The following is a 17,362-nucleotide window of genomic DNA, read 5'->3' as shown; positions in this document are numbered from 1 at the left end:
CGTCAGTGCTCGGCCAGCCACGCCTCGATGTCGTCGGCAAGCGGCCCGCGCCGGTGAATCTCGCCGGTCGACGGGTCGACGACGGTGGAGCCGCCCCCCGGCGTTTCTCCGCCGTCCAGCACGACGGCGGCAGCCTCGCGGATCGGTGCGTGAACGTCCGCGATACGGCGGGCACTCGGCTTACCGCTGACGTTCGCGCTGGTCGCCGTTACCGGCGTGTCGGCGGCATCGAGGAGGGTGAGCGCCAAGTCGTGGTCGGGCACGCGCACGCCGACGCGCTCGCGACCGGCCGTCAGTACGTCGGGGACGCGCTCGCCCCGCTGGACCAGGACCGTCACCGGACCGGGGAGGAACGCGTCCATGAACGCGCGCTCGCGGTCGGTCGGCTCGGTGTACGTCGCGGCGGCGGCGACGCTCTCGACGGCCAGGGAGACTGGCTTGTCGCGGTCACGTTCCTTCGCCTCGAAGACCCGTTCGACGGCGGCGGAATCGAGTGCGTCCGCGCCGAGTCCGTACACGGTCTCGGTTGGGTAGACGACGAATTCGCCGTTTGCGATGGCGGCCGCAGCGACATCCACGTCGGTCGTCTGCATCGTCAGAGCGCGTCGATGGCCGCTTCCAGTTCGTCGTAATCGGGGAAATCCGGCCACTCCTCGGCGACCCACGCGTACTGGACGGTTCGCTCCTCGTCCATGACGAAGACGGCAGGGCGGGGTTCGCTGATGCCGGCCATTCCGTCGAGGTCGTGGGCGATGCCGTACTGCTCTGCGACCCCATTGGCGGGGTCGGCAAAGAGGTCGAAGGACATCTCGCGCTCTTCGATGAGCGTCTTGTGTTCGTAGGGCGTCGAGATCGAAAGCCCGACCGTCGTGGCGTCGTACGCGTCGAAGTTGCGGTCCCGGAGTTCGTTCCAGATGTACGTTGCCGGAAAGGCCCCGTCCATCGGATAGAAGACGAGCACGACCGGCCCGTCGGCGGCCAGGTCGGAGAGCGACGCGTCCTCCCAGTACTCGTCGTTGACCAGCGGCCGGGTGAAATCAGGGGCCTGCTCGCCCTCGGTGACGTAGTCGGCGTCGGGGAGGTCGACCACCTCGAAGTCCAGTTCCATCTACGCCCCCTCCTCGGCCGTCGCGGCGTCGGTCGCGGCGGTCAGCGTTCCCTCGTCGCCGTACGTGGTTTCGAGATAGGAGACGATGTTCGCGCTCTCGGTGAGCGTCGCGCCGGTGTTGTCGTCGACCAGCGCGGGGACGGTACGCTTGCCGGAGAGTCGCTTGACGACGTTCCGGTCCGAGTGCATCGGTTCGACGAACCGCGACCGGTAGTCGATGTCGTACTCGTCGAGCAGTCGGACGACGCGTTCACAGAACGGACACGCCTGCAGTCGGTAGAGTGTCATTGCCGGGGCGCTCATGGAGGCCAGTTGGAGCGAGAGTGGGGTAAGCGTGTCGGCGCACGACAGTCGCGCGAAATCCGTGGAGCAAAACCTCGTCCATGACAACGTTTAATCCGGCTGACGGACAAATCCGGACGTTAATGTGGGCACACACTGTCGCCACGGCGGCGGTCGCGCCGCTGGCAGTCGATATCCTCGGTGTCTCCCTGAGTGACACCCTCTTCGTCGGCCTCGGCCTCGTCGCTATCTTCCTACTGTTGGTCCTCTCGGCGTTCTTTTCGTCCTCGGAGATAGCCATGTTTTCGCTGGCTGACCACCGCGTTGAGGCACTGGCCGAAGAGAGTACGACCGGAAAGCTGCTCAAGCACCTTCGCGAAGACCCACACCGGTTGCTCGTGACGATTCTGGTCGGCAACAATCTCGTCAACATCGCGATGTCCTCGATTGCGACTGGGCTGTTGAGTTTCTACCTCGGAAACGGCGGCCTGGCAGTCGTGCTGGCGACCGTTGGTATCACTGCACTCGTGTTGCTCTTCGGCGAGACTGCCCCCAAATCCTACGCCATCGAGAACACCGAGTCGTGGGCACTGCGCATCTCCCGTCCGCTGCAGTGGGCCGAACGACTGTTGATGCCGCTGATCGTACTCTTCGACTATCTCACCCGGATCATCAACAAGGTTACCGGTGGCCGCGGCGCTATCGAAACGTCCTACATCACCCGCCAGGAGATTCGCGACATCATCGAGACGGGCGAGCGCGAGGGCGTGCTCGACGAAGACGAGCGTGAGATGCTCCACCGGACGCTCCGCTTCAATCGGACCATCGCCAAGGAAGTGATGACACCCCGGCTGGACATGACCGCCATCTCGAAAGACGCCTCCATCGAGGAGGCTATCGAGACGTGCATCCACAGCGGACACGCTCGGACCCCAGTCTACGAGGGGAGTCTGGACAACGTCATCGGTGTTGTTCACATCCGCGATCTGGTTCGGGACCTGAACTACGGCGAACTCGAGACCGACGTCCACCTGGAAGACCTCATCCAGCCGACGCTACACGTCCCCGAGTCGAAAAACGTCGACGAGCTGCTCGCGGAGATGCGCGACGAGCGCATGCACATGGTCATCGTCATCGACGAGTTCGGGACCACCGAGGGGCTGGTGACGATGGAAGACTTGACCGAGGAAATCGTCGGCGAGATTCTGGAAGGCGAAGAAAAGGAGCCGATCGAGTTCATCGACGACGACACCGCGATCGTCAAAGGCGAGGTCAACGTCGACGAAGTCAACGAGCAGTTAGAGATCGACATCCCGGAGGGCGAGGAGTTCGAGACCATCGCCGGGTTCATCTTCAACCGCGCCGGTCGACTCGTCGAGGAAGGCGAAGTTATCGAGTACGACGGGGTGGAAATTCGGGTCGAGCAAGTCGAGAACACCCGCATCATGAAAGCGCGCATCAGCGGCTTCGCCGACGAGGAAGAAACCGAACTGGAACCCGAAGACGACACGGAAGCAGAGACAGACGCAGACGAAGCGGTGCAGGATTGAGAGCTACAGAACCATCGAGACGCCCGTGAACACACCGTAGCTGATTGCGAATGCACCGACCAGCGACCCGATCCAGGCCAGTACCGTATACCCCATTTTCGACCCGGAGACGCCGCCGCCCTCGCCGCTTGCCGCGTAGCCGCTGCCGATGATGGCCGAGACGATAATCTCGTTGAACGAGACCGGGATCCCGAAGAAAACCGCGGCCTGGGCGATGGCAAAGGAGGGGATGAGCGCCGCGATAGAGCGGCGCGGCCCCAGCGAGGAGTAGTCCTGACTGAGTGCCTTTATCATCCGCGGCGCACCGGTCCAGGAGCCGATCAGGAGCCCGAGCCCACCACCGAACAGGAGCGGAACCAGCGGAATCCCCACCGAATCGGTCAGCGGGAGCAGCGGGCCGAGTGCCAGCCCGACCTGACTCCCACCGGCCGAAAAGGCGACGAGACCGCCGAGAACGAGCAGGAAGTGGCGCTGGCCGCGGGCCTCGTCACCGACCATGTCGTAGCCGAGTGCGAGCGCGACGAGGAGTCCGACAGCGAGCGTGACAGCGACGTGGGTGAGAAGACCGCCACCGAACTGCGAAACGGCCGCCTCCGCGAGCGAGAGTTGCTCGCCGGCCGGGCCGAAGAAGACGAACCGGATGTTCGCGAGCAGGAAGCCGACGACGGCAGCGAGTGCCGGAACGAGTAGTAGTTCCGGCATCCGCTCGTTCCGGAGCAGGCGCGCGGTCCCGTAGGCGATGCCGCCGCCGACGAACGGCGTGGCGATCCAGAGCGTCCCGATCTGCTGGTATTTCGCCCACGCGGGGTCGCCGCCCAGCGCCAGTCCGACACCGATGACCGCCCCCGTGACGGTGAACGCGGTGGCTATCGGATAGCCGGCGAAGACGCCGATAGCGACGAGAGCAGCGGCCGTCGTCAGTCCGACAATCGCGGCGGGGGGTGTCAGCGCCTGGTTCAACACGAGCGAGTTCCCGACCGCCTCGGTGACGTTGGCACCCTGGAGCACGGCACCGAGCAGGCCCAGAATCCCGACGAAAAACCCGGCTCGCATGACAGAGATAGCGTTCGCACCGACCGCGGGTGCGAAGGGTGTCGATCCCGAGGAGCCGGCACCGATTGCCCACGCCATGAACAGACTCGCAGCGCCAGCGACGAGGAGTGTCGCGAGCGTCCCTCCGGTGACCATTACGCCGGCGTACAGGTGGGAACGATAAGAGCCTGCCGGGTGCGGTTACGCGACCCGACGGACGGCGTCATTCGGGATTCGAAGTCGTTTTCGCGTCGGCAGTCTGGTCGGGTTCGGGAGCCTCGACACCTTCGGCGGCCTCGACGACCTCGGTCTCTTTTTCGGTGTCGACGTGCCAGCGGTCGACGTCCTCCTCGAAGTCCGCGAGCTTGTTCGAGACGCGAATGCTCAGGTCGTCGTCGTTGATAGCGACCTCGAAGACGTAGTCAGGGCCATCGCCGCGGCCGACCCGCTTGAGGTTGGCGCTGACGAGTTCGTTGTCGAAGTAGTAGGGGGCGATCTGCGTCATCACGTTGCGGTAGACCGCACCCTCGACGGCGCGGAGCGCCTTCCGGCCGGCCGAGTCGGCGGCGCGAGCGACGTGGTCCAGACTGTCGCCCCACTTGTCGACGGCCTCGTCGGGCTCGTCGAGACTCTCGTAGGATTCGGCGAGTTTCTCGCCGGCGGTCTGGAGGTCCTCGTCGGGCTCGACGCCTTCCTGTTCGCCCTTCCCTTCCTCGACACTCGCCTTGTCTGCGGTCTTCTCGCTGACGTCTTCGTGGATGCGCTCGTGGCTCTTGGGTCGCCACTCGTCGAACTCGTCGAGTGCCTCCGAATCGACGGTGACATTTTCGTCCTCGCCGAGATCCCGAAGCGCGCTAACGATGCGCTCGCCGTGTTCGACAGCATCGACCCAGTCGCCGCGAACTTTGAAGCCTGAGACGCTCTCTTCGAATTCAGCCATGAGTAAATAGTGCAGGACGAGTGGCGGTCTGGTTGACACCCGAATCCATCGGTTGTCACGCTGTATGAAGTCGATGTGAATAAGTGTGCCGCCCAAGCGGCGAGATGCCACTGCTAGCACGTCACAGCTTCGAGCACCCGCGGTTTCGGTCTCGTCGGCTGCCACAGATCGCCAACAGGATGTGCCGTTTGTACCACTCACACGTCTGGTTATTATCGGATATCCGCCTCTTTCGCTACTATTAATTGTTCGTCTGTTGAGAAGCATAGTATGCGACGCCGGACGTATCTGACCGCAAGCCTCGCTGCTGCCGTCGGGCTGGCAGGCTGTGAGAACGTACTCGACGAGGCGAACCAATCGGACGAACCAGACGAGCAAACCACTGAGGACGAAAACGAGGGCGACCCGCGTCTCGAACTGGCCGAGGAGTTCGTCTTCGCTGCGATCAGCGGGGACGGCGAAACCGCGATAGAGCTGTTGCACCCGGAGTCACCGCTCCGTGAGATCGACTTCGAGAACCAGGAACCGGATGATCTCGAAGACCTCAGAATCGAAGAGAGCGAAGTCGTCGAGGAGAGTGACGACAGCGCGACGGTCCGCCTCGCCGTACAGATTGCCGTCGACGGCAACGAGCAGACCGAGGAACTCGGTCTCGAACTGCGACAGTCGGAGGGAGCGTGGACCGTCTGGGACACCGTCGAGTTACCTGCTGGCGACGATGGCACCAGCTCCGTGCCACAGGTTTCGTTCGCGATAGAGTACAATAGCGATGAAGGCACACTGTCGATAACACACGAGGCCGGCGACACGGTCGTCGCGAGCAACCTGTTCGTGTCCGGTGACGGCATCGCACAGACTGGAACCTGGGAAGAACTCGGCGGGTCAACCAGCGGGACGAGCGGTGGCGAGTCGGCGGTCACCGCTGGCGACCGCGTCACCGTCGACGTCTCGTCCGAGTACTCGGTGCGGGTGGGCTGGGACTCCGGTCAGGACTCTGCAACGCTGGCCAGTAAAACCGGGAGCGCAGACGAGGAAACCTCGGGCCTCCGAATCGGTGCGTTAGTGAACCTCTCTGGTTCGCTCTCGGAAGACGGAATACAGGTGGCGAACGGCTTTCTGTCCGGACTGTCGTACAAAGACGGGGCGACTCCCCCCGAGTGGAATGGGGCAGGCGAGTACGACCTGACGGTGGGCGAACAGCCCGTGAGCGTCCTGGTGCGCGACGCAGAGACCGATCCGGACCGGACGGCGTCGGTTGCATCCGAACTCGTCACCGACGAAGATGTCGACGTGTTGTTCGGGGGCGGGACTGCTGCGGGTGCGTTCCCGGTGAGCCGAATCGCCGAACAACAGGAAGTGCCGTACCTGGCGTGTCCGGTGACGGCGACTGAACTCACTGGCGAGTCGTGCAACGAGTTCGTCTTCCGGACGACAGCGACGTCGGCGATGATGGCCCGGACGGGGGGACGGTACATCGTCGAGGAGACGGATATCGAGCGGGTCGCGCTGGTCGCCAACGACTTTGCCATGGGTCAGGAGTGGGTCAGCAACTACCGGCAGATACTGGCGGACGGGGACGTCGACGTGGTCTACGAGGAGTTCGTCCCACTGGGGAACAACAGATGGGACGGCGTGCTCGAAGAGGTAGAGAGCGCCGGGGCAGACGCCATCGTCGGTGGGTTTATCCCCAACTCGCAGGCGACGTTCCTCCAGGCCTTTCTCGCGGCCAACTCCGACGTACAGTTCCTCAGCCACTTCTGGACGGCGGCGGGACTCAGGGGCCCAGGATCGATCCTCGAAGACGCCCTCGGCTCGAACTTCACGGCACGGGACGTGCGGGAGGCGAACGTCGGCCCGTTCGTCACGCGCTATCACTGGAACCAGTTCGACAACCCGGTCAACGACTGGTTCGTCAACGCACACACCGATGTCTACGGGACGGTTCCCGACACGTTCGCCAGCAGCGCCTTCACCGCGGCCTCGGCGATCGTTCAGGCCGCCAGGGAGCGGGGTGAGTGGACGAGCGACGCAGTCGTCAACGGATTGGAGGGGATGACCGTCGAGGACACTCCCAAGGGTTCCGGCGGCTACAGCTTCCAGGAGTTCAACAACCAGGCGCGCTCGGACGTGACCGTCGCGCCGATAGTCGCGGCTGACCGCGACGACTGGCGGGCACCCATCCAGCCGGGCAGCCCGCTGTTCCGCGTGGCCGGTTCGGAGGCGACACTCCCGTCATCGGCGGTCGACTGTACCCTCCGCTGATCCGCTTGCCTGGCCAGGGTATTCCGCGCATGCCGCCGTTTTTGCGTGTCCAGTTCGTAGGCCGCGTGATGCCATCTGCACTATTCGTCGTCAGCGAACACGGTTACTGGGGAGAGGAGTGTATCGAGCCGCTCCAGACGCTCGACGCGGCGGGGGTCGACATCACAGTCGCGACACCGAGTGGCGACCCGCCCGTCGTCGACAAGCGCTCTGCCGACCCCGAGGAAGTCGGCGAGGAGACCGCCGAACGCGTCAGGGAAGCCGACGAGACGGACGAGCGGCTGAACAACCCGGTGCCGCTCACCGAACCCGCGGCCGAGGAATTCGACGCCGTCGTCTTCCCCGGCGGCCACGGCGCCGAGTGGGACATCAACCAGGACCAGCACGCCCGCCGACTCCTCCGGAACGCCGTCGCGGACGAGGACGGCAAAGCGCTGGTCGTCTGTCACGCGGTCGGGATTCTGGCCTTTACTCGCGAGGAGAGTGGCGACTTCCTCGTCGCCGGCCGCGACGTGACCGGCTTCCCCAACGAGTGGGAGGAGGGGCTCCTCGACGAGGCCGAGCGGCTGACTGACGGCCGAAAGCTCCCCTACTGGGTCGAGGACGAAGTAATTGCAGCCGGCGGAAACTGGGACGCCGAACTCGGCGAGGAGACGAGCGTCACTGTCGACGGCGACCTCGTCACTGCTCGCGGTCCGCCATCCTCCGGGGTAGCCGCGCGGACGCTCCTGTCAGAACTCGGTGTCGAGACGCCGGAGCCCTGAGATATTTGGGCCGACCGGCCGAGTGGCCGGTATGGCAATCGAAGTGCGCGAGCACGCATCGGTCGTGACGCACGCGCTGGCACAGCACACGCTGACCGAACTGCGCAGCGTACAGACGCGACAGACGCAGTTTCGCAAGGGACTGGTCAAACTCGGTCGCATCTGCGGATACGAAATCGCCGACGCCCGACTGAACACCGAATCGGTCCCGGTCGAGACGCCACTGGCCGAAACCACCGGGGAGCGTATCACGAATCTCGACGACGTAGTCGTCGTGAACGTCCTCCGCGCGGCGACGCCGTTCGTCGAGGGGCTGTTGAAAGCGTTTCCCGAATCCCGCCAGGGCGTCATCTCGGCCAGTCGCGACGAGGACGCCGGAATGGACGACGGCGAGTTTCCCATCGAAGTACAGTACGTCAAGCTACCCGAGATCCGGCCGGAAGATACGGTGGTCGTCGCGGACCCGATGCTCGCCACCGGAAGCACGATGGTCGCCGTCCTCGAGGAACTGACCGACGGCGCACCGACGCCGGAGAACCTCTTCGTGCTCTCTGCGGTCAGCGCACCCCAGGGACTGGACCGAGTGAGCGAGGCGTGTCCCGAAGCGGAACTACTAACCGTCAGCGTAGACGAGACCCTCGACGAACACGGCTTCATCGTCCCCGGTCTGGGCGACGCCGGCGACCGCGCCTTCGGCACGGAGTGAGAGTGCCCGGTCGTCCATCCCCTCAACGAGGATTTCGACGTTTGTTGAACCCCTTTGCTTCGACTGGAAATTCGACAGACAGCGACAGGATTCAATCTGCACTGGAAGTCATGTGTCGTGCTGTCACGGACCAGGTTCGGGATACGTGCTAGTTAATTGTCGAATTCTCCAGCGAGCGTCGCGCGGCCGCTGGTCGCGCTACGGATGCGGTCGCGGAGGCCGGCGGCGCTGGCCTCGGGCGCACGCACGTCGAAGCGAACGTTCGCCTCGTAGGCGGCCTCGAACTCGCAGTCTGCGGATTCGAGGATGCCCCGAACCGAGCCCGAATCGTCGTACTCAACGGTGACCGAGAACTGTTCGTGGGGCACCTCCTCGACGACGCCGGCGTCGTCGAGGGCGTCTTTGACGCCGCGCGAGTACGCGCGAGCGAGACCGCCGACGCCCAGTTTCGTCCCGCCGTAGTAGCGGGTGACAACAGCGACGACGTTCTCCACGTCTTCCTGCTGGAGGACGTTCAGCGCGGGTTTGCCGGCCGACCCGCTGGGTTCGTCGGCGTCGCTTGCCCACTCCCGGAGCGGCTGGGCGCGGACGCGATACGCGGGAACGTTGTGGGTCGCGTCGGCGTACTCCTCGCTGACGGTCGCAATAAAGTCCTCTGCCTCGTCGACCGAGCGGGCGGGCGCGACGTGGCCGATGAACTCAGAACCCGAGATCTCGAAGCGGGCCTGCCCGCGTCCGGCGACGGTCCGGAAGGCGTCTGTCACGGTCGAGCGTTCGACATCGGTGGATTTGTGCGTTTCGTCACTTCCGCCGGATTCATTCCGTCGCTCACTCGCGGCCGCCCCACACGCGTTTCTCGGGAATCCGAATCTCCATCGGCCCGGTAACGCGAATCTGACAGGAGAGTCGAGGATAACCAAAGCGGTCGGCGAGGGTATCGTGCCAGTGTTCTGGAGCGGGCTCGTCGCCGAGAACCCGGACGCCACAGGTTGCACAGAGGCCACGGCCGCCGCAGTTGAGACGCCGACCGGCTTTGCTGTGCGGTGAGATGTCGGCCGCGCGAAGGGCGTCGCGGAGCACGGTGCCGCGCTCGACAGCAAGCGTGTCGGTCGCGTCGCCGCGGTGGACGACCACTCTGACGGTGTCGGTCACTCTAATTCGATTCGGTGGACAAAGTCCATCGACTTGATGTCGTTGAGGAGGTCGCCCGGCAGCGGATCGTCGGTGATGACGTACAGCCGCGGCTCGTCGGTGAACTCCGGGTCCTCGCTGATCGTCTGGCGGATCGAGATGCCGCGGTCGGCAATCGCCCCGGTGACGGTCGCGACGATGCCCGGTTCCTCGGCGTCCCGGACCGCCACTGTAAGCACGGTCAAATCCAGCACCGGCGCGAGGTCCATCAGACTCGGAATCGCAGAGATGTTCTGGAAGATCGGACGAAGTTCATCGTCGGAAAGGATGGCGTCGGTGGTGGCGTCGACGACCCGGCGGTCGACGTCGACTTCGCGGGCGATACCCGTGTTGGGTATCTCGATACCGCCGGAGACGACGCGACCCTCGTCGCTGACGGAGAAGCCCCGTTCGAGCAGCAGGCGGATCACCCGCTGTTGGCTGGGCGAATCCGAGAACTTCTCCATGATTTCGGCGAACATCTATAACTCGCCTTTGGTGCTCGGCGCGTCCGCGCGGCGCTCGTCGATGCGCGTCGCGTCGTCGAGCGCGCGAGCGAGTCCCTTGAACAGCGCCTCGATTTCGTGGTGGGCGTTCTCCCCGGTGACGCTGGCGTGAAGCGTCAACCCCGCGTTCGTCGCCAGCGATCGCAGGAAGTGCCGCGCCATGTAGCTGGTCATCTCGCCGACTGATTCCTGGGAGAACTCACCCTCGAACGCGAAGTACGGGCGGCCGGAGATATCCACGACGATTTCGGCGGCGGCCTCGTCCATCGGGACTGTGCGGTCGGCAAAGCGGGAGATGCCGCGCTTGTCGCCCAGTGCCTCGTCGAGCGCGTCGCCGATGGTGATTCCCACGTCCTCGACGGTGTGGTGGTCGTCGATGTCCAGGTCGCCGTCACACTGGACGGTGAGGTCGAACAGGCCGTGTGTGGCGAACGAATCGAGCATGTGGTCGAAAAAGCCGATGCCGGTGTCGACGGTGGTGTCGCCGTCGCCGTCGAGATCGAGCGTGACCTCGATGTCGGTTTCGGCCGTCTCGCGTGTGACTGCGGCGGTCCGGTCGGTCATATCCACACTCTTGCGGCCCGCCTATTTGGGGATTGTGCTGAGCCCGCTTTCGGGCCCGAATTGCCGTCTGACGACCGCGTGACGGCCGTCTGCTGGGACTATATGTCGGTTAGTCACACACTCACTCGCGTATGCAGCACAAAATCGAGGCAGTCGCCGTGATGGTCATCCTGACCGGCTTCCTGCTGTTCAACACGGCAGAGACCGCGCTGGTCGGCGCGCTCCTGGTCGCCGGCGGTGCCTACGCGCTCATCCTGCCGCAGTTCATCGAACCACAGGGGCCGGCGACGCGGTAGCCCCGCCAGAATCAGGCCTCGTCGACCGCACGCTGGGCCTCCGCGAGCGTGAACCGCCCCTCGTAGAGCGCGCTGCCGACGACGACCGCCGCCGCTCCTGCGTCTTTTAGCGCCTGGATATCCTCGATAGTCGCCACGCCGCCGCTGGCGACGACCGGAATGTCGACCGCCTCGACGATGCGACGGACCGGCTCGGTCCGGACGCCCTCCAGTTGCCCCTCCACATCAACGTCGGTGAACAAGATTGCGCCCGCGCCCAACTCCTCGTAGCGCGCGGCGGCCTCGGCGGGGTCCAATCCCGTGCCCTCGGTCCACCCCGAGACGACGACTTCGCCGTCTTTCGCGTCGAGACTGACCATCACCGTTCCGGGATACTCCTCGCTGATGGCAGCGACGATGTCGGGGTTCTCGACGGCTGCCGTCCCGAGAATGACGCGGTCCAGCCCGCGGGAGAGGAGGTCGGTTGCATCCGCGGCAGTTCGGATACCGCCGCCGAGTTGGGTCTCCACGTCGACCGCCTCGTGGATGGCGTCGATGGCATCAGCGTTAGCGCGCTCGCCCTCGAAGGCACCATCGAGGTCGACGAGGTGGAGCGTCTCGGCGCCGGCCTCGACCCACCGCTGGGCGGCCTCGACGGGGTCGCCGTAGGTCTTTTCGGTGCCGCGTTCGCCACCGACCAGCTGAACCACCTGCCCGTCCTGCATGTCGACTGCAGGGACGACCTCGAACTCGGGGAACATACGAGAGCATGGGCGTGACGCGGTAGAAAGAGTGTTGGTTCGCCCTGTGACTGCACCGAACGTGTTCCTCGACTAATAATCGGCTTTATATGCGCCCACCGGATGAACCTGCTGTATGGCGGACTATGCAGACAGGTTCGGGCAAGGCGGTCTGAACCACCTCGTTGACGCGGACGCTCTCCTCGCGGAGTGTGACATCGATTCCCAGGAAATCGAGTGGCGAAAGGACTTCATCGGCTTCGACGACGAAGACGCGCGGCGACTCGCCGGGCTATCAAACCTCTTCGAAGCACACGCAGACCACATCGCCGAGGACTTCTACGAGAACCTGACCAGTCACGAGCAGACCACAGAGGTCATCGGCCGCTCGGAGAAGGCCGTCGACCAGCTCAAAGAGACCCAGCGGGCGTATCTGGTCACCCTCGCCAGCGGCGAGTACGACCGGGAGTACTTCCGGAACCGGGCGCGAATCGGAAAGATTCACGACATGCTGGACATGCCGATGAAACACTACATCGGCCAGTACGGCGTCTACTACGACCTCATCTTCGAGTTGCTGTCCGAGCGTGTCGAGGAGAACGTCGTCGACGCCATCGCCGAGAAGGCGGGTGTCGCCGCGGACGGTGGTGCCGCTGCACGGCAAAACGAGAGTCTCACCATCGACCGTAGTGACCTCGAATCGGCCGTCCAGCAGGAACTCGACGACGGCTTTCGGGACGTACTGGCGATTCTGCGCATCATCAACCTCGACATGCAGGTGGTCGCTGACACCTACATCCACTCCTACAGCCAGGAACTCGAAGCGGCCGTCGAGGAACGGCAACGGCTCATGACCGAAGTCGAAGGCGATATCGAGGAGCCGATTGCAGAACTCAACGACTCCGCAAGCCGTGTCGCGCGAAGCGCCGAGCAAATCTCCGGGCTAGCCGACGAGCAGACCGACCGCATCCGCGAGGTGACCGGCGAGGTGTCGAACATGAGCGCCACCGTCGAGGAGATCGCTTCGACCGCTGACGAAGTCGAGGCCACTAGCAAGGAGGCCGAACGGCTCGCCGAGGATGGGCAAGAGTCGGCCGATGCCGCTGTCGAGGCAATCGACGGAGTCGGTGAGGCCGTCGAGAACGTGGCCGGCGACGTCGACAGTCTCCAGGCGCGCGTGGGCGAGATCGACGAGGTCGTCGAAGTCATCAACGACATCGCAGAACAGACCAACATGCTGGCACTCAACGCCTCTATCGAGGCGGCACGCGCCGGCGAGGCCGGCGACGGCTTCGCGGTCGTCGCCGACGAAGTGAAATCACTGGCCGAGGAGTCACAGGACCACGCCGGCGACATCGAACGGATGGTCGGCCAGATCCAGGACGAGACCGAAGAGACGGTGACGAACCTGGCGACTGCCACTGACCGAGTGACCGAGGGTATCGACCGCGTCGAAGCAGCGATGGAGAGTCTGGCCGACATCGTTCAAGCAGTCAGGGAGACGCGGCAGGGCATCGAGGAGGTCGCGGCCGCGACCGACGACCAGGCCGTCAGCACCGAGGAGGTCGCGAGCATGCTCGACGAACTGGTCGGCCAGGCCGAGGAAGTCGCAGAGGAGGTCCAGTCAGTCGCTGCTGCCAACGAGGAGCAGAAAGCGAAGATTCAGGAGATAGATGCGGCTATCGGTCGGCTGACCGAACAGTAAGCACGCACCGAGTGACCCGAGGAGAGTCCGTTCGTCCAGTTGTGCCGTGTTTCTGTCTCGAATAATCTAGTATTTCCGCTATATAGAACTATATCTTCTCAGATTCCGAGAATATTGTGCAGTTTTTGTACAACAGGTCGAGAATGTGCTCGCACAGCTGCAGCGCCAGGTGTTCGACGGGCGACAAGTCTGAATACCCAACCAATTAGGGACAACTCCTTGGCTGCTAGAGGCCGCCCAGAAGAGTACGCGTCTGAATGCGGGAGGCGATATGAATGTCATCTGATAACAAGAAAATTACGGCGGAAAAGAGACAGAGCGTCAGCGGGCCACAGTTAGTATCCGAAATCGGTATCGACTCGGCAGAGATTCAGTGGCGGAAGAATTTCACCTCCTTCGATAGCGATGACGAGCGTCAACTCGAATCGATGGCGGAGACATTCGAGCGGATCGCGCCGGATGTCGTCGACGACTTCTACGACAATCTCGAGCAGTATGACGAGACGATGGAGATTGTCGGCCACTCGACGAAGGGCGTCGAGCAACTCAAGCAGACCCAACAACAGTATCTCACCGACCTCGGTTCCGGGCAGTACGACCGGCAGTACTTCGAGCAGCGAGCCCGTATCGGGAAGATTCACGATATGCTCGATCTGGGTCCGAAAATCTATCTCGGCGCGTACGCCACCTACTACGAGGGTATCATCGAGGCTATCGCCGACGATGTCAAAGACCGAGTGACGGCGACCGGCGGCGAATCGACCCAGTCCGAAGCGGCAAGCGACTCCCTCGCCACCGAGGAAGCCATCGACGAGGTGGTCGACCGCTCGCTGGCGGCACTGAAACTGCTGAACGTCGACCAGCAGGTGGCGATGGACACCTACATCCACTCCTACAGTCAGGACCTCGAAGACGAACTCGACCGGCAGAACCAGGTCGTCGACGAGGTCAAACAGCGCGTCGACGAGTCCCAGCGGACGGCAGACGACATCGCAGCGAGTGCCGAGGAGGCAGCCAGCCTGGCAGACACCCAGGTCGACGCGATGACCGACGTGGCCGGCGAGGTGTCGAACATGAGCGCCACCGTCGAGGAGATCGCCTCCACCGCCGACGAAGTCGCACAGACCAGCGAGCGCGCCGAAACGATGGCCCAGCAGGGGCGCGAGGCCGCAGACGAAGCCATCGAGATGATGGACCAGGTCAACGACTCCGCACAGGCCGCTACGGGCGATATCGGCGACCTACAGGCTCGAATCGGCGAAATCGACGAGATCGTCGAGGTCATCAACGACATCGCAGAGCAGACCAACATGCTTGCGCTCAACGCCTCCATCGAGGCCGCACGCGCCGGCGAGGCCGGCGACGGCTTCGCGGTCGTCGCCAACGAGGTCAAGAGCCTCGCCGAGGAATCACAGGACCACGCCAGCGATATCGAGCGGATGGTCGACCAGGTGCAAGACGACACCGACGAGACGGTGGCGAGTCTGGAAGAGACGACCGAGCAGGTCGAACGCGGGACCGAGAAGGTCGAGGCCGCGATGGAGACCTTACAGGAGATCGTCGACGCAATCACGGAGACGTCCCGCGGCATTCAAGAAGTGTCGGAAGCGACTGACGACCAGGCCGCCAGCACCGAGGAAGTCGCGAGCATGGTCGACGACCTGGTCGACCAGGCCAACCGGATGGCCGACGAAATCGAAGACGTGGCGGCTGCAAACCAGGAGCAAGTCGAAAAGGTCCGTGCGATAGACCAGACGGTCCAGAAGCTTACGACCGAGTAACCCCCCACACCACGCGGTCACCGGGGTGCCGCCAGCTACATTGGTCCTTCTGCAGACGTGCGTGATATCGAAGACGAGGCCTGGCGCTCGGTGACTGTCGTCGAAAACAAACAGGGCGAGCCACACGTCCTCCAGCAGCGAGTCAAAATATATACGCAGGGACGCGACGAGGAGTCGGCAGGCTACACGAAGCCAGAGATGAAACACCGCCTCGTCCCGATGAAAGACGTCGTTGAACTGTCGGAGCCGAGTTGAGCCCACGGACTGGGAAACCATCACGATTGTATCAGCAGATACTCTCGGAACAGCAAAGTCTAACCGGGAGGGGACAGAATACCCGTGTGATGCCAACCGTAGAGTACCTAAATTACGAAGTCGTGGACGACCAAGACTGGGACCTGTACGCAGACGACCTCTTCGAGCAAGCGGCCGGCGCGGACCTCGGTGACGAAGATTACGGCGAGCTGGACGTCAACGAAGGCGAGTACATCCTCGAGGCCGCCGAGGCCCAGGGATACGACTGGCCCTTCTCGTGTCGCGCAGGCGCTTGCGCGAACTGTGCAGCCATCGTGCTCGAAGGCGAGATCGACATGGACATGCAGCAGATTCTCTCCGACGAGGAAGTCGAAGAGAAGAACGTCCGCCTGACCTGCATCGGGTCACCCGCCGGCGACACGGTCAAGATCGTCTACAACGCAAAGCACCTCGACTACCTGCAGAACCGCGTCATCTAACTAACGGCGTACAACGTGCGTTAAACAGATGAACCGTATCCCGGGATCTCGCGGTCATCGATCCTCGGGAACTATCCGCCATTAGACCATCTAATGGCCATTCTACGCTGAGGTTGAGACTGCAGACAGAACCAGGTGTCGCTTTCGGCCGCGATCTGCATGTCATCTAAGTGAACAGACACGGGCCTCTGGCGGGGTAACGACTGTTCAGATCACCCGTTTCCGGCCTGAAATACCTCTTTCCGACCGGGTTCTCTTTCAGCGTAGACGACGCTCACCTCCGCAGAGTCACTCTCGATAACGTAGTTCAGACTATCGTAGCAGAAGTTGGGGCCGGCGTTCTCAATGTATATGGAGCAACCTCCCTTCGATTGCCCCAATTAGAGTGTCTGCTCGACAAACTGCGACACAATGCGGTCCTCGGCAGTCCGAAGCCGATACTGGACCGTCGAACGGGGTTCGTCGAGTATTGACGCCAGATCGGCGACGGAGACTTTTCGGGGCCGCTCGTAGTAGCCATGATCGACTGCCGTTTTCAACACCTTCCAGTGTTCCGGCGAGAAGTCCGTGGCGATCCGCTCGGTCGCGCTCCAGTTGCGGGCACTGGTGATGTGCGACACTGAGAGTGACACCCCATCGCGAAGATGCGATTCCATCGTGTCGTATACATCGCCGATAGGGTAGTCACCGGGAAAGAGAACGCGCCAGCGGTACTCGTCGCCGACGCGGCGGGATTCGAACACCGTCCCCTTTCGGACGTGATCGAGGACGAAACGTGGGAGTGAGTGACATTTCTTGATCTCGCGACGGAGCGTGTAGATAGTCCGGCTTGTCTCTCGACGATCGAGGACCTGATACGACCGCTCCGTATCGCAATTATCGACGTCGAAACACTCGTTACAGCGGGTCTCGTCGAGGAACACCCCGTCGAATGCGTTCAGCGCTTCATCAGTCCCCTTCGCGTGATCGAGTCGCCACATGTGGTCGGCGTTTACAAAGATCGCAGACGACCACAGCGAGAGGCTCTCATACTGCCGGAAGACGTCCATCAACTCGTCGGCACCCGACTCGAACTGGAGGACGAACTCGAACTCACGAGTCTCGTCGACCCTCACAGCCTCTCCACTCATTTTCGCCTAAAGATAATCTCTACTAAGACAAAAGCACCGGCATTTTGCACTCTAATAACTAGTTGACACAGATAGTTGGTTATTGCTAAACCAACGCTGATTGCTACTCCCGG

The 17,362-nt window shown here is 63.1% G+C and carries 20 protein-coding genes; 9 read left to right on the top strand and 11 right to left on the bottom strand.

The annotated features are described in order from the left end of the window. Positions 1 to 2: 2 nt before the first annotated feature. Genes WDJ60_RS04345 through WDJ60_RS04335 form a run of 3 tightly spaced genes read right to left on the bottom strand, consistent with a single transcriptional unit; the run spans position 3 to position 1,411 of the window. Positions 3 to 593: an L-threonylcarbamoyladenylate synthase gene (locus WDJ60_RS04345; RefSeq protein WP_340098773.1), complete on the bottom strand. Its 591-nt coding sequence runs from the start codon at positions 591 to 593 to the stop codon at positions 3 to 5. Between the two features lie 2 nt (positions 594 to 595). Next, complete coding sequence (locus WDJ60_RS04340) at positions 596 to 1,108, bottom strand: redoxin domain-containing protein (RefSeq protein ID WP_340098772.1); 513 nt, start codon at positions 1,106 to 1,108, stop codon at positions 596 to 598. Next, complete coding sequence (locus tag WDJ60_RS04335; protein WP_340098771.1) at positions 1,109 to 1,411, bottom strand: glutathione S-transferase N-terminal domain-containing protein; 303 nt, start codon at positions 1,409 to 1,411, stop codon at positions 1,109 to 1,111. A gap of 122 nt (positions 1,412 to 1,533) precedes the next feature. On the opposite strand from WDJ60_RS04335, the gene WDJ60_RS04330 reads away from it, so the two are divergent. Continuing rightward, the gene (locus WDJ60_RS04330; RefSeq protein WP_340098770.1) at positions 1,534 to 2,940 is read left to right on the top strand and encodes a hemolysin family protein; all 1,407 of its coding nucleotides are present in this window, start codon (positions 1,534 to 1,536) and stop codon (positions 2,938 to 2,940) included. Between the two features lie 3 nt (positions 2,941 to 2,943). On the opposite strand, the gene WDJ60_RS04325 is transcribed toward WDJ60_RS04330, so the two are convergent. Together WDJ60_RS04325 and WDJ60_RS04320 are read right to left on the bottom strand one after the other, a co-directional pair. Continuing rightward, on the bottom strand, positions 2,944 to 4,128 hold the full coding sequence (locus WDJ60_RS04325) for an inorganic phosphate transporter (RefSeq protein WP_340098769.1): 1,185 nt from the start codon (positions 4,126 to 4,128) through the stop codon (positions 2,944 to 2,946). 67 nt (positions 4,129 to 4,195) lie between these two features. After that, complete coding sequence (locus WDJ60_RS04320; protein ID WP_340098768.1) at positions 4,196 to 4,912, bottom strand: DUF5828 family protein; 717 nt, start codon at positions 4,910 to 4,912, stop codon at positions 4,196 to 4,198. 270 nt (positions 4,913 to 5,182) lie between these two features. Between WDJ60_RS04320 and WDJ60_RS04315 the strand changes: the two genes are divergently transcribed. The 3 genes from WDJ60_RS04315 to upp all read left to right on the top strand — a co-directional run bounded on the left by WDJ60_RS04315 (position 5,183) and on the right by upp (position 8,644). Next, complete coding sequence (locus WDJ60_RS04315; RefSeq protein ID WP_340098767.1) at positions 5,183 to 7,174, top strand: ABC transporter substrate-binding protein; 1,992 nt, start codon at positions 5,183 to 5,185, stop codon at positions 7,172 to 7,174. A 68-nt stretch (positions 7,175 to 7,242) separates the two neighbouring features. Beyond that, complete coding sequence (locus tag WDJ60_RS04310; protein ID WP_340098766.1) at positions 7,243 to 7,938, top strand: type 1 glutamine amidotransferase domain-containing protein; 696 nt, start codon at positions 7,243 to 7,245, stop codon at positions 7,936 to 7,938. Between the two features lie 31 nt (positions 7,939 to 7,969). Continuing rightward, the gene (gene upp / locus WDJ60_RS04305; RefSeq protein ID WP_340098765.1) at positions 7,970 to 8,644 is read left to right on the top strand and encodes a uracil phosphoribosyltransferase; all 675 of its coding nucleotides are present in this window, start codon (positions 7,970 to 7,972) and stop codon (positions 8,642 to 8,644) included. Between the two features lie 152 nt (positions 8,645 to 8,796). On the opposite strand, the gene WDJ60_RS04300 is transcribed toward upp, so the two are convergent. The 4 genes from WDJ60_RS04300 to hisB all read right to left on the bottom strand — a co-directional run bounded on the left by WDJ60_RS04300 (position 8,797) and on the right by hisB (position 10,884). After that, complete coding sequence (locus WDJ60_RS04300; RefSeq protein ID WP_340098764.1) at positions 8,797 to 9,408, bottom strand: IMPACT family protein; 612 nt, start codon at positions 9,406 to 9,408, stop codon at positions 8,797 to 8,799. Between the two features lie 64 nt (positions 9,409 to 9,472). Beyond that, positions 9,473 to 9,796 (bottom strand): 2Fe-2S iron-sulfur cluster-binding protein, encoded by a 324-nt coding sequence (locus WDJ60_RS04295; protein WP_340098763.1) that lies wholly within the window; start codon positions 9,794 to 9,796, stop codon positions 9,473 to 9,475. Next, the gene (locus tag WDJ60_RS04290; RefSeq protein WP_340098762.1) at positions 9,793 to 10,296 is read right to left on the bottom strand and encodes an amino acid-binding protein; all 504 of its coding nucleotides are present in this window, start codon (positions 10,294 to 10,296) and stop codon (positions 9,793 to 9,795) included. Before WDJ60_RS04290 ends, WDJ60_RS04295 begins: the two co-directional genes overlap by 4 nt. Then, the gene (gene hisB, locus WDJ60_RS04285) at positions 10,297 to 10,884 is read right to left on the bottom strand and encodes an imidazoleglycerol-phosphate dehydratase HisB (RefSeq protein ID WP_340098761.1); all 588 of its coding nucleotides are present in this window, start codon (positions 10,882 to 10,884) and stop codon (positions 10,297 to 10,299) included. 131 nt (positions 10,885 to 11,015) lie between these two features. Here hisB and WDJ60_RS04280 point away from each other — a divergent pair, with 131 nt between their 5' ends. Next, positions 11,016 to 11,180 carry a hypothetical protein gene (locus WDJ60_RS04280; protein WP_340098760.1) on the top strand — a complete coding sequence of 55 codons (165 nt, stop codon included), beginning with the start codon at positions 11,016 to 11,018 and terminating at the stop codon, positions 11,178 to 11,180. Between the two features lie 11 nt (positions 11,181 to 11,191). Here WDJ60_RS04280 and hisA read toward each other — a convergent pair whose 3' ends face one another. Further along, on the bottom strand, positions 11,192 to 11,920 hold the full coding sequence (hisA, locus tag WDJ60_RS04275; RefSeq protein ID WP_340098759.1) for a 1-(5-phosphoribosyl)-5-[(5-phosphoribosylamino)methylideneamino]imidazole-4-carboxamide isomerase: 729 nt from the start codon (positions 11,918 to 11,920) through the stop codon (positions 11,192 to 11,194). A gap of 115 nt (positions 11,921 to 12,035) precedes the next feature. Between hisA and WDJ60_RS04270 the strand changes: the two genes are divergently transcribed. The 4 genes from WDJ60_RS04270 (at position 12,036) to fer (ending at position 16,119) form a co-directional block, all read left to right on the top strand. Next, entirely contained in the window at positions 12,036 to 13,604 is a 1,569-nt protein-coding gene (locus WDJ60_RS04270) for a globin-coupled sensor protein (RefSeq protein ID WP_340098758.1), read from the top strand. 275 nt (positions 13,605 to 13,879) lie between these two features. Continuing rightward, the gene (locus WDJ60_RS04265) at positions 13,880 to 15,385 is read left to right on the top strand and encodes a globin-coupled sensor protein (RefSeq protein ID WP_340098757.1); all 1,506 of its coding nucleotides are present in this window, start codon (positions 13,880 to 13,882) and stop codon (positions 15,383 to 15,385) included. A 66-nt stretch (positions 15,386 to 15,451) separates the two neighbouring features. After that, positions 15,452 to 15,640 (top strand): hypothetical protein, encoded by a 189-nt coding sequence (locus tag WDJ60_RS04260; RefSeq protein ID WP_340099049.1) that lies wholly within the window; start codon positions 15,452 to 15,454, stop codon positions 15,638 to 15,640. Between the two features lie 89 nt (positions 15,641 to 15,729). After that, the gene (gene fer, locus WDJ60_RS04255; protein WP_340098756.1) at positions 15,730 to 16,119 is read left to right on the top strand and encodes a ferredoxin Fer; all 390 of its coding nucleotides are present in this window, start codon (positions 15,730 to 15,732) and stop codon (positions 16,117 to 16,119) included. Between the two features lie 380 nt (positions 16,120 to 16,499). On the opposite strand, the gene WDJ60_RS04250 is transcribed toward fer, so the two are convergent. Continuing rightward, complete coding sequence (locus WDJ60_RS04250) at positions 16,500 to 17,249, bottom strand: helix-turn-helix domain-containing protein (protein WP_340098755.1); 750 nt, start codon at positions 17,247 to 17,249, stop codon at positions 16,500 to 16,502. Positions 17,250 to 17,362: the final 113 nt, after the last annotated feature.

It is taken from the genome of Salinibaculum salinum (assembly GCF_037645885.1).
GTDB classification, from domain to species: domain Archaea; phylum Halobacteriota; class Halobacteria; order Halobacteriales; family Haloarculaceae; genus Salinibaculum; species Salinibaculum salinum.
The sequence above is the reverse complement of the archived record's forward strand: the minus strand, read 5'-3'. Positions and strand labels throughout refer to the sequence as shown.